Below are 12,427 nucleotides of genomic sequence, written 5' to 3'. Positions count from 1 at the left end.
GTCCTGTCCTGCGTCGGCGGCTGCTCAGTGCTCGATGAACTCCGGCATCCGGCGCGGCGAGGAATTGGCCGGCCGGGGCGTCTGCTTGTCCGGCTCCTTGCCCGAGGCGTCGATGGGTTCGATGCGCGGGTCGTCCCAGCTTCCCGTGACGGCGTATTCCATCGTCATCGCGCGCGCCAGCGGCTGCTTGAGGAGCCACTGCGTGACGAACGCGCCCAGGCCAATCAGCGGGTTGACCGCCAGCGCGGTGACCATTGCCGCGCCGCTGGCGTCCAGATTGGGAATCACCACCGCCTTCATGTCCCAGCGCTCCTTGACGAGGTTCACGCCGCCCGCCAGGACGATTGCGGCCACCGGACCGTTGATCTTGTAGCCTTCGGTATTCAGCGTGCCGTCGGCCACCTTGACGTTGCCGCGGATGGTGTCGAACGGAAACCCGTCCCGCAGCAGGTTCGTGGGATTGACGTCCAGCCGCGCCAGCCGCTGCAGCGACTGCAGCGACAGCAGCTCCAACAGCCGCGCCGTGCGGGAGTTCACGTGCATGAAGCGGCCGTTGTCCAGGCTGACGACCACATCGCCCACCACGTCGGCGATATCGTGCGTCCACGGCAGGTTGCGCCAGGTCGCCTTGCCCTGGATCGTTCCCTTGCCGTTGGACACGACGTTCTCAAAGCCGATCCGGCTCATGAAGTCGCCGACGTTTTCCAGCTTGAGCACGGCATCGACGGTCAGCCCCCGGTTCGGCCCTTCAAGCCCCCAATTGCCCGTGGCGTTCAAGGCCGCCGAATCATTGGTGATGGACAGCTTGTCCAGCCGCCATTGCCGCCCCCGCTCCAGGTTGGTGCCCGTCACCTGCAGCGCCCCCAGGTTCTTGCCATACAACAAGAATTGATTGGCCTGCAGATCGATCGCGGGAATGTCGGACAGGTCGTTGCCGGAGGCCAGCGCCTTGTCAGCCTGGTTGGAGTCGCCCTCGCCCGCAATGGACAGATGCTTCAGGCGGGCGGTGATCTGCCCGGCGATGGCGCCCTGCGCCTCGCGCCATTCCAGCGTGCCTGCCGCCTGCCGCGATTCCAGTTCGACGCGCCAGCGCGCCGGCGCGGGGCGCGTGGCATACAGCGTCAGGTCATTGAGGGTGTAGCCGCTGGTGTGCAGCGCGCCGGCAGCCAGACTGATGCGCTCGGGCTGCGGCAGGATGGGCTTGGAAGGCGGCCGCCCCTTCGCGGGCGCCACGTTGAATCCCTCGGAGACGGCATCCCAGGCGTCCATGTCCAGTTCGGGCAGGCTGGCGTTAAGGCTCAGCCCGCGCTCCGGCAGGCTGGCCGGCCGCCCGATGCCCAGCGCGCCGCGCGAAAAGTAGGCGGCCGAACCCTCGGCGGGGTCCCGTTCGAACAAGGCGTTGACGTTATCGCCCAGGCTGGCCGTCAGCCAGCGCCGGTCGCGGGCGCCGCGGTCCTGCGCCGGCGACCATTGCAGCTTCAGCAACTGCGCGGACTTGGCCGGCTTGCCGGCGGGCGCCGGCATGTCGATCGCCATGCCAACCAGGTCGGACTCGGCCGATATGTCGATGGCGCCGCCCTTCAGGTAGAGCAGCCGGCCCTTGTAGGCTGCGCGGCCGGTGAAACGCGACATCGATGCGGCGCGGCTCAACTGCGCCAGCCCGGGCCCCGACAGGGTGCCGTCAAAACGCAGCGCGTCCGTGCCCTGCGCCAGCGTGCCGTAGATGTTGGCGGGTCCGCCCAGGAATTGCGCCCGGATGCCCTTGGTCTGCACGCCCTTTTCTGAAAACTCCAGGTCACCGTGGATCTGGCTGAGCGGCGGGATCTCGGGCATGAAGGTAAAGGAATTGTCCGAGAAACGGATACGCCCCTGGACCTGAGTGTCATCGGTATTGAGCAGCGGCACCTTCAGGTCGAGCGGCATGCGCCAGTCGCCGGTGCCGTGGGCCTCGTCCAAGGCCCCGTCCAGCAGCTCGCCCAATGGAGAATTCGCGGCCAGCGCCAGATAGGCCGCCACCGGCCCCGAGGTGTCGCCGGTGACCCGCAGTTCCGAGTCATGCTCCATGTTGGGAATGGCCGCCTTCACGGCGCTCAACGTGACGGTGTGCCCCTTGCCGGTGTGCGCCACCGCGCCGCCCGCACTGTCCAGCGCCAGGCTCACCTTGTCGATGCGGAAACTGCCCGACAGGTTTTCCAGCATCGGCCAGCCCTTGCGGTTCTCGCCCGCCGGCGCGTAGTCGACCTTCGCGCCGGAATACGCGCCGGCGATGACGAATTCGCCGGTGGCGCCCGGCGCACCGAACGGGAAGTCGTCCAGATCCCCCTTGAGCGTGATGGCCGCCGAATGCATCTGGCCGGCAGGCAAACCAGTCGCCAGCCATTCACGGGCGTCGGCGTTCACCTCGAGCGGCAGATAACGGTGGATGGCGGGCATCGAGCCGCGCACCATCGTGCCGCGCACGTCGGCGCTGCCCGCCGCGGTCTTGCCCTCTTTGCGCCACTGGCCTTGAAGACGCACATCCATGTCTTCATTGGCCAGACGCATCTGGGCCACGTCCACGAACCAGTTGTCCGCATCAGGCCCCTTGACCTGGGCGTCGAGCTCCAGGTCGTCGGCCCGCAGCGTCGGCGTCTCGAAGACGCCCGGAAGCGTCACGCGCAACTGGTGCACCGCGCCCTTGACCGTCACGTCGGCCGCGCCGGGGCTGCGCGCCATCGGCAGGCCATCGATCGTCACGAAATCGCCCGGCAGCGCGGCAATGCGCAACTGGCCCGAACCGCCCTGAAAGGCGGGCCCGTCCGGCGACGCGCGCCAAGACACGCCGCGCGCGGCGACGTCGCTCGTCAATTTGGTGAACTTGCCGTGGTCGAGCTGCCACCACGCGCGCGCGGCGATGCGGCCGGCTACCCGGGGCACGTCGATCCAGGGCGCCCAGGCCAGCGGCTCCACGTCATCGACCTGGGCAAAGATCTGGCCGCTCCAGTTGGCGGGCTTCTTGGCGTCGGCGGCAAACAGGCTGCGGTTGAATTCGCCGCGCAGCTCCAGTTTGTGGGCCAGCGCCGGCCCCGCGGATGCCTGCAGCACGAACCGATGCGAGAGACTGCCGTTGCGCACCAGGAAGTCGACGCCTTCCAGCGTGAGCTCGGGCGCCTGGCGCAGTTCGTCCTGCCAGCGCAGCGTGGCGTCGCTGACCAGCAGCTCGCGCTGCGCCGCCAGCCAGCGCAGGCCAGGATGGTTCAGGTCGGAAGCGTGGTCGCTGGTATTCAGGTCGATATTCTGGCCAGCGACCCACAGATGGTTTGACGTGTCCCGCCGCAGCGTCAGTTCCGGCTTTTCGAGCCGCAGCCGCACCAGGGTGGGCGACAGGGACAGGATGCTGCGCCACGCCACGACCGCGGACACGGACGGCAGGCTCAATACCGGATCCGTCTCGTCGTCGTAGACCTGGACGGCGGCGAGATCGAGCCGGGGATTGAGCCCTTGCCAGTTGGCCTTGATCGCGCCGATCGTTACGCGGGCGCCCAACGCCTGGCTGGCGTAGGCTTCAATCTGAGGGCGCCACTGATCCACCCGCGGGAGGACCCAGTAGCGCACGCCCAGAAACCCGATGGCGACAACGCCATAGACGGTCAGCGCGGCCCAGAACAGGCTGCGGAGCACTTTTTTTGGAACAGACACGGATCAGTGGGCAGGAGGAGATGTCTTGCAGTATCGTCCCCACTTATACCTGAAACACGTCCATCCGTCTGCCGCCCTTTGCACCATGTCGAAACCATCACTTATTGCCCCTGCCCTCGCCTGGTCCGGCCATCTGCGCCGCCGTCTGGACGCTCACCCGGATCTGGCCGCGTGGCTGGACGAGGCGGTGAAACAACCCGTCACACCGGCGTTGATGGCGCAATGGCAGAACGAACTGGCCGGCACGGCCGTGACCGGCGCCTTGCCGGTGGATGTTTGCCGCATGGTGCTGCGCAAGCTGCGCGAACGCGTCTTCAGCGTGCTGATCGTGCGCGACCTGTCCGGGCAGGCCCCGCTTGAAGAAGTGGTGGGCGCCATGACCACGCTGGCGAACATGGCGGTGGCAGCCGCCTACCGCAGCGTGGCCGCCGAACTGGCGGCCGTGCACGGCGTGCCGCGCGACCCGGCCACGGGCAAGCCCCAGGAAATGCTGATCGTGGGCATGGGCAAGCTGGGCGGGTGCGAGCTGAACGTGTCGTCCGACATCGACCTGATCATGCTCTATGGCGAGGAAGGCGAAACCGACGGACCCCGCCGCATCAGCCATCACGAGTTCTACGGCCGCCTTACGCGCCGCATGATGCCGGTGCTGTCCGAGGTGGACGCCAACGGCCAGGTATTCCGCACCGACCTGCGCCTGCGTCCGGACGGCGACGCCGGCCCGTTGGCCTGGAGCCTGGACGCGCTGGAGCACTATCTGATCGGCCAGGGGCGCGAATGGGAGCGTTATGCATGGCTGAAGGCGCGCCTGATGCCGGCGCAGGCCTTCGAAGACAGCGACAGCGCCGCGCAGGCCCGCCAACTGGAAAGCCTGCGCGTGCCCTTCGTCTACCGCAAGTACTTCGACTTCGATGCGCTGGCCGCGCTGCGCGCGCTGCGCGAACGCATCCGCCAGGACTGGCAGCGCCGCGCGTCGGCGCGCAATGGCATCGACAGCGCCAACAACATCAAGCTGGGCGACGGCGGCATCCGCGAGATCGAGTTCGTGGTGCAACTGGCGCAGTTGATCCGCGGCGGACGCATGCCGGCGCTGCAAAAGCGCGGCTTGCTGGAAGCGCTGCATGCTGAATGCGTGGCCGGCCTGGTGCCGCAAGACGACGCCCTCCGGCTTGAAGAGGCCTACCGGTTCCTGCGCCGCACCGAGCACGCGCTGCAATATCGCGAAGACGAGCAGACGCATCTGCTGCCCGGCGACCCGGCCCTGCGCGCCGCCCTGGCCGAGGCGCTGGGCATGACGCCCGACGCCTTCGAGAGCACGTTGGCCGCGCACCGCGACTTCGTGTCGCAGACCTTCCGCAACGTGTTCCGCATGGTGGGCATGGGCGAGGAAGAAGCGGCGCCTGCCCCCACGCCGGGCGAGGCGCCGGCCAGCCAGGAAGAACCCGACAGCGAAAGCGAGCTTACCGACCAGATCCGCCAGGCGTTTGGCCAGGACGCGGACGACCTGGTGCGCCGGGCCCAGACATTGTCGGGCAGCCACCGCGTGCGCAGCCTGCCCGAAAGCAGCCGCCGCCGCATGGAGGTCCTGCTTCCGGCCGCGCTACACGCCGCGCTGCAGACGCCCGCCCCGCGCGAGGCTGCGGTGCGGCTCTTTGACCTCATAGAAAAGATCGCGCAGCGCAGCGCGTACCTGGCGCTGCTGGCCGAATACCCGGACACGCTGGCGCGCGTGGCGCGCATGGTGGCCGCCAGCCCCTGGGCCGCGCAGTACCTGACGCAACACCCATTGCTGCTCGACAGCCTGATCGACTGGCGCACGCTCTTTGAACCGCTCGACTTCGGCCAGATCGCGCGGCAGCTGACGGCGGACCTGGACGCCTGCCGCCTGCCGGACGGCGACCCGGACATCGAGCGCCAGATGAACCTGATGCGCGACGTGCAGCGCCAGGCCAGCTTCCAGCTGCTGGCGCAGGACCTGGAGGGCGAGCTCACCGTTGAAAAGCTGGCCGACCAGTTGTCGGCGCTGGCGGATCTGTTGCTGACCGAGACCATCCGCCGCGCGTGGCCGCTCGTGAACAAAGCCGAAGGCGCCGAGCCGCGCTTTGCCGTCATTGCGTACGGCAAACTGGGCGGCAAGGAGTTGGGCTACGCCTCAGACCTGGATCTCGTGTTCCTCTTCGACGACCCGCGCGACGATGCCGCGGAGGTCTATGCCAAGCTGGGCCGGCGCATGTCGTCCTGGCTGTCGACCATGACCTCGTCGGGGCGGCTGTACGAGACCGACCTGCGCCTGCGGCCCGACGGCGACGCGGGACTGCTGGCGGTATCGATCGAAGCCTTCGAGGAATACCAGCACAAGCACGCCTGGGCCTGGGAACACCAGGCGCTGACCCGCGCGCGTTTCGCGGCCGGCGACGCCAACGTGGGTGCGCGGTTTGAAAAGATCCGCGAGGACATCCTGGTGCTGCCGCGCAACACGGCGGCGCTGCGCGACGAAGTGCTGGCCATGCGCGAGAAAATCAATGCCGGCCATCCGAACACCTCGGACCGCTTCGACCTGAAGCACGACCGCGGCGGCATGGTCGACGTGGAATTCGTGACGCAATACCTGGTGCTGTGTCACGCGGGCACACATCCGGTGCTGGTGCGCAACCTGGGCAACATCACGCTGTTGCGCCTGGCCGCCGAAGTGGGGCTGATCCCGCCCGAGCTGGCCGCGCGGTCGGGCGACGCCTACCGCACCCTGCGGCGCGTGCAGCATCAGTTGCGCTTGCAGGGCGTGGAAAAGGCCCGCGTGGCGCCCGATCAGCTCCAGCCGGAACGCGCCGCGGTGCGGGAACTGTGGACGACGGTGCTGGGGTGACGGCAACTCGTCGTAAAATAAGGGCTTTTCCGCTTTTGCCCCACCGCCATGTCTGAACTCGTCCGCCCCAAACTCGACCTGCCCGCCGGCCGCAGCAAGGTGCTGATGCATTCGTGCTGCGCGCCCTGTTCTGGCGAGGTCATGGAGGCCATGACGGCCTCCGGGATCGATTACGCGATCTACTTCTACAACCCGAACATCCATCCGGTCAAAGAGTACGAAATCCGCAAGCAGGAGAACATCCGCTTCGCGGAGCAGCACGGCATCGAATTCATCGACGCCGACTACGACATGGACAACTGGTTCGACCGCGTCAAGGGCATGGAAGACGCCCCCGAGCGCGGCGAGCGCTGCACGGCGTGCTTTGACATGCGCTTCGAACGCACCGCCCTCTACGCCCACGAGCATGGCTTTGACACCATCACCAGCTCGCTCGGCATCTCGCGTTGGAAGGACATGAACCAGATCAACGGTTGCGGCGAACGCGCCGCCGCGCGTTACGACGATCTGATCTACTGGACCTACAACTGGCGCAAGGGCGGCGGTTCGGCCCGCATGATCGAAATCAGCAAGCGCGAGAACTTCTACCAGCAGGAATACTGCGGCTGCGTCTATTCGCTGCGCGATACCAACCGCCACCGCCGGTCGCAAGGCCGCGAGCGCATTCACATCGGCGTGAAGTTCTACGGCAAGGAAGACCTCATCAACGAGGAAAAGCTCTGATCGGCGGCTGATCAAAAAAAAGCCCGGCAGTCCGCGCATCGCGCGTCCTCCAGGCCTGTCGCGGCGCCCCACGGGGCGCCGCCTTGCTTTGTGGTGCGATCAGTACTGCAATCAGTCCAGCGTCAGCACCGTCGCGCCCGTCGTCTTGCGCGACGCCAGCGCCGTCTGCGCTTCGCCCGCCTGCTCCAGCGCGTAACGCTGGTCGATGCGGACCTTGATCTTCTTTTTCAGCACCAGGTCGAACAGCTCTTCGGACGCCGATTGCAGCTTCTCCAGCGTGTTCACGTGGATGCCCAGCGAGGGGCGCGTCACGTACAGGCTGCCCTTCTGGTTCAGCACGGCCAGGTTCACGCCTGCCACGGGACCGGATGCATTGCCGAAGCTGACCATCAGGCCGCGCGGCTCGATGCAGTCCAGCGAGGTTTCCCACGTGTCCTTGCCCACGCCGTCATACACGACCGGCACCTTCTTGCCGCCCGTCAGTTCCAGCACGCGTTCGACCACGTTTTCGCGCGAATAGTCGATGGTTTCCCAGGCGCCATTTTCGCGAGCCAGTTCCGCCTTTTCGGGGCTGGACACCGTGCCGATGAGCTTGACGCCCAGGGCCTTGGCCCATTGGCACGCAATCAGCCCGACGCCACCGGCTGCGGCATGGAACAGGATGGTTTCGCCACCTTGCAGGCGGTAGGTCTGGCGGAACAGGTACTGCACCGTCAGGCCCTTGAGCATCAGCGCGGCCGCTTCGTCAAAGCCGATGCCCTTGGGCACCTTGACGACCTGCAAAGCCGGCACATTGCGGGCCTTGGCGTACGCGCCAATGGGGCTCTGGCCGTAGGCGACACGGTCGCCTTTCTTCAGGTGCTTGACGTCGGCGCCCACGGCGGTGACCACGCCCGCCCCTTCAAAGCCCAGGCCATGCGGCAGCGGATGGGGATACAAGCCCGTGCGGAAATAGATATCGATGAAATTCAGGCCGGCGGCGTGCTGCTCGATCGTGACTTCGTTGGCGGCCGGCGGCGGCACTTCCACCTCGACCAGCTTCAGGACTTCGGGACCACCGTGCTGCTCGATACGAATTGCCTTGACGAGATTGCTGGCCATGCTGGCCTCCTTTCATTGGAAATAACGCGAATTGACCAAAATTGCAGACTTCACCGGGGGGATTGCCTGCCGTCCTGTCCCGCGGGCGCGCGGGCGGCGCCGCCGCCCATCAACGCAAACACCCCCGCCAGCACCAGGACGGTTCCGCCCATTTGCCACACCGTGATGGGCTCGTCCAGGAACCACGACGCGAGAAACAGCACCGACACCGGCCCCACCATGCCCAGCAGCGACGCGGTAGGCGCCCCGATCAGCGAGACCGCCCACATCAGCATGAACACCGGCACCACCGTATTCAGGGTGGCGTGAATGATCGAGTAACCGTAGACCGCGGCGGGCTGGATCAGCATCGACGGCGGATGCACGACGAAGAACTGGATGATGCAGGCCACGCACGACACGAGCATGGCATAGGCCACCAGCCGCGTCGGGCCAATCCGCTTGATCAGTTCCCCGGAACAGATGAGGTACACAGAATAGCTTGCGGCCGAGCCAAAAACGAACAAAGACCCTAACAGCACCTCGCTGCCCCCGCCGAAGGACAGATCGTGCGCGAACACCAGCACCACGCCCGCGTAGGACAGCACCATGGCCAGCCATTGCCGGCGTTCGATCGGGCGTTTGAACCAGAGGGCCGACAGCAGCACGACGAGCGAGGGAGACAGAAACAGGATCAGGCGTTCGAGGCTGGCGGTGATGTAACGCAGCCCCAGAAAGTCCAGGAAGCTGGACAGGTAATAACCCAGAAGGCCCAGCACGCACACCTGCAGGCGCTCCTTCGTGGTCATCGTCACGATCTCGCCCCGCGCCGCGCGGCGCGACTGGCGCCACGCCACCACCGCGAAGAACGGCATCGCGAACAGCATGCGAAACGCGATCAGCGTGACCGCGTCGATACCGTAGCGGTAGGTGAACTTGACGACGATGGCCTTGGCGGAAAAGAGGATCGCGCCAAGCACCGCCATGGCGATCCCGGCAGCGCGGCTGGACGCCAGCGGGAGCGCCGTAAGCTTGGCAATACGATTCATGCGATGATTTTAAATTCACCGCAAAAATAATTGCACGCCTTCTCTGATGCAATCCGCTTCTTTCGCAGCATGACTCGACACCGCGCGCTCACCTATATCCATCTTGCCGCCGTGCTATTCGGCCTGACCGGCGTGTTCGGCGAACTGATCCAGGCCAGCGCCGCGGTCATCACGTTGGGACGGGCGGCATTCGCGGTCGTGTCGCTGGGCATCTTTGCGCGGATGCGCCGCAAACCGCTGCTGGGCGCGCTTACGCCGGCTCAGTTGTTCGTGCTGGTGATCGCCGGCGCGCTGCTCGCGGCGCACTGGGTCACTTTCTTCATTTCCGTCAAGGTGGGCGGCATCGCCATCGCGACGCTCGGCTTTGCCAGCTTTCCCGCGTTCATCACGCTGTTCGAAGGGCTCCTCTTCCGCGAACGCGTCCGCCTGGCCGAATGGCTGCTGCTGGGCCTGGTGACCGCCGGCCTGGTGCTCGTCACGCCGTCGTTCGACCTTGCCGACCAAGGCACCATCGGGCTGGCGTGGGGCATTCTGTCCGGCCTGACCTTTGCCCTGCTCGCCTTGAGCAACCGCCGCTCGGCCTCCGGCATGGACCCGATGCAGGTGGCCTGCTGGCAAAACGTGGTGGTCGCATTGGTGATGGTGCCGTTCGCGGTCGGCCAGTTGCCCGCCGTGCATGCGCTGGACTGGTTCTGGCTGGCGCTCCTGGGCGTTTTCTGCACCGGGCTGTCCCATTACCTGTTCGTGTCCAGCCTGACCCGCCTGAATGCCCGCAGCGCGGGGCTTGTCATCGCCCTGGAACCCGTCTACGCCATCGCATTCGCCTGGATGCTCTTCAGCCAGCAGCCCACCCCGCGCATGCTGGCCGGCGCCGCGCTGATCGTGGCGGCCATCGTGTGGTCGGGGCTGCGCAAGCAGCCGTCGGCGCCAGAGCCGGCCCCGAAAATACAGCCTTGACAATAACTGACTAGGCAGTAAAATTCGGCGCATGACTGACGCGCCTTCCCTGCCCTCGCCCGCATCCTCCGAGCCATCCGACGCTCCCATCCATTACCGCAACGACACCCGGTGCATGGCGGAAGACAACGCGGGTTACCTCATCAAGCTGGTCTATCACTCCCTGACCCGGATGCTCGACCAGGAGATGGCGCCGCTCGATCTCACCGCGATGCAATGGCGCCCGCTGGCCATGGTGTTCCTGGGCCGCGCCGACACGCCCGCCGAACTGGCCCGCCTGAACGACATGGACACCGGCGCCATGACCCGCGCGCTGGATCGCCTGGAAGCCAAGGGCCTGCTGCGCCGTAACCGCAGCCAGGAAGACCGCCGGGTGGTCAAGATCGAATTGACCGAATTGGGCGAGGCCAAGGCCCGCCTCATCCCCGCCAACATCGCCCGTGCGCTGAACCACCACCTGCGCGGTTTCTCCACCGACGAAGTCACCCAGCTCATGCATTTCATGCGCCGGATGATCGCCAACGGGTCCGCCTCCGGCGCCGCCCCCGAGCGCTGACGCCATACCCCGCGCGGGAGCCGGGGTTTTTATTTGGCATAATCGTTGCCTAGGCAAATACAGATCAATCAATTACTTTCAGCTAACAGTCAGGATGAAACGCCTTTTATCTATCGCATTGGTGCTCGCCCTCACCGGTTGCGCGCTGATGGAGCCGGCGCCAAAGCCCATCGCCGAGCTTGACGCCGCCAAACTCGGGCTGACCGGGCAGGCCACCGAATGGCCCGCCGCGCAGTGGTGGGAACGCTACGGGGATTCGCAGCTCAATGCGCTGATGACCGAAGCGCTGGCAAACAGTCCGTCGATGAGCGCCGCGCAGGCGCGCCTGGCCAAGGCCAACGCCGCTGTCGGCATGGCGCGCGCCCCGCTGCTGCCGCGGGTGGACGCAGGCTACACGCTCAATCGCGAACATCTGTCCAAGGACTACATCTACCCCGCGCCGCTGGGCGGTTCTGTCGTCAGCGACAACCGGCTGGCGCTGGATTTCAGCTATGAACTGGACTTCTGGGGCAAGAATCGCTCACGCCTGCAGTCCGCGGTGTCGCAGCAGGAGGCCGCCAGCGCCGATGCGCAGGCCGCGCGCAACCTGCTCGCCAGCGCCACCGTGCGCGCCTACCTGAACCTGCAGAACGCCTTTGCGCAGCGCGACGTGCTGAACCGGGTGATCGCGCAGCGCGCCGAAGTGCTGTCGCTGACGCAGGGCCGCTATTCCGCGGGCCTGGACACCCAGGTCGAGGTCAAGCAGGCGGAATCGTCGCTGGCCTCCGGCAAGGTCGAACTGACCCAGACCGACACGACGATCGCCCAGTTGCGTAATCAGGTCGCCGCGCTGGCCGGCGCCGGCCCGCAGCGCGGACAGGATCTGGTTCAGGTGACGCTGACCGCGCCGGCAGGCGCCGTGCCGGCCAGCGTTCCGCTCGACCTGCTGGGGCATCGCCCCGACGTCACGGCCGCCCGCTGGCGCGCCGAGGCGGCGCGCCACACCATCGACGCGGCCAAGGCCGAGTTCTACCCCAACGTGAACCTGGTCGCCTTCGTCGGCTTCCAGGCCATTGGCACCGGCAACCTGCTGGGCGCCGACGCCCGCATGGCCGGCATCGGTCCGGCGATCACGCTGCCCATCTTCCACGGCGGCGAACTCAACGCCAACCTGGCGGGCCGCCGTGCCGACGCGGACCTGGCGGTGTCGGACTACAACCAGACCGTGCTGGACGCCGCGCACCAGGTCGCCGACGCCCTGGACGGCCTGCGCCTGCTGGATCAGGAAAGAGCCCAGCAACGCCAGGCGCGCGAGGCCATCGAGGCCGCCTACGCGCTCGCCGTCGACCGCTACAAGGCGGGCATGGGTAACTACATCTCCGTGCTGATCGCCCAGACCGGCGTGCTGACGCAGGCGCGCCTTGACACGGACCTGCGCATCCGCGCCTATCAGCTCGACGCCAACCTGGCCACCGCCCTGGGCGGCGGCTACGCGGCCCCGGCCGAGCCGGCCCCGAACTCCATTCATTGAACGATCCCGGA

At 66.7% G+C, this 12,427-nt stretch carries 8 protein-coding genes; 5 read left to right on the top strand and 3 right to left on the bottom strand.

Features of this window, described 5'->3' with window-relative positions; translation table 11 throughout:
* Positions 1-24: 24 nt before the first annotated feature.
* Positions 25-3,660, bottom strand: coding sequence for a YhdP family protein (locus tag H4P35_RS08525; protein ID WP_226848612.1), 3,636 nt, complete (start codon positions 3,658-3,660; stop codon positions 25-27).
* A 103-nt stretch (positions 3,661-3,763) separates the two neighbouring features.
* On the opposite strand from H4P35_RS08525, the gene glnE reads away from it, so the two are divergent.
* Both glnE and H4P35_RS08515 read left to right on the top strand, forming a co-directional pair.
* Positions 3,764-6,541 (top strand): bifunctional [glutamate--ammonia ligase]-adenylyl-L-tyrosine phosphorylase/[glutamate--ammonia-ligase] adenylyltransferase, encoded by a 2,778-nt coding sequence (glnE, locus tag H4P35_RS08520; protein WP_226848611.1) that lies wholly within the window; start codon positions 3,764-3,766, stop codon positions 6,539-6,541.
* A gap of 48 nt (positions 6,542-6,589) precedes the next feature.
* Positions 6,590-7,264: an epoxyqueuosine reductase QueH gene (locus H4P35_RS08515; protein ID WP_142049734.1), complete on the top strand. Its 675-nt coding sequence runs from the start codon at positions 6,590-6,592 to the stop codon at positions 7,262-7,264.
* 111 nt (positions 7,265-7,375) lie between these two features.
* Here H4P35_RS08515 and H4P35_RS08510 read toward each other — a convergent pair whose 3' ends face one another.
* Entirely contained in the window at positions 7,376-8,365 is a 990-nt protein-coding gene (locus tag H4P35_RS08510) for a quinone oxidoreductase (RefSeq protein ID WP_056315608.1), read from the bottom strand.
* Between the two features lie 50 nt (positions 8,366-8,415).
* On the bottom strand, positions 8,416-9,393 hold the full coding sequence (locus H4P35_RS08505; protein ID WP_226848610.1) for a DMT family transporter: 978 nt from the start codon (positions 9,391-9,393) through the stop codon (positions 8,416-8,418).
* Between the two features lie 69 nt (positions 9,394-9,462).
* On the opposite strand from H4P35_RS08505, the gene H4P35_RS08500 reads away from it, so the two are divergent.
* The 3 genes from H4P35_RS08500 to H4P35_RS08490 all read left to right on the top strand — a co-directional run bounded on the left by H4P35_RS08500 (position 9,463) and on the right by H4P35_RS08490 (position 12,416).
* A complete protein-coding gene (locus H4P35_RS08500) occupies positions 9,463-10,350 on the top strand; it encodes a DMT family transporter (RefSeq protein ID WP_180100770.1) in 888 nt (295 codons plus the stop codon).
* 31 nt (positions 10,351-10,381) lie between these two features.
* A complete protein-coding gene (locus H4P35_RS08495; RefSeq protein WP_180100771.1) occupies positions 10,382-10,906 on the top strand; it encodes a MarR family winged helix-turn-helix transcriptional regulator in 525 nt (174 codons plus the stop codon).
* A 94-nt stretch (positions 10,907-11,000) separates the two neighbouring features.
* Positions 11,001-12,416: an efflux transporter outer membrane subunit gene (locus H4P35_RS08490; RefSeq protein ID WP_226848609.1), complete on the top strand. Its 1,416-nt coding sequence runs from the start codon at positions 11,001-11,003 to the stop codon at positions 12,414-12,416.
* The last annotated feature ends 11 nt before the right edge of the window (positions 12,417-12,427 follow it).

Origin of the sequence: Achromobacter sp. 77 (genome assembly GCF_020541125.1) — a bacterium.
GTDB lineage: Bacteria > Pseudomonadota > Gammaproteobacteria > Burkholderiales > Burkholderiaceae_B > Achromobacter > Achromobacter mucicolens.
Note: the sequence above shows the minus strand (reverse complement) of the source record. Positions and strands in the feature narration are given on the sequence as shown.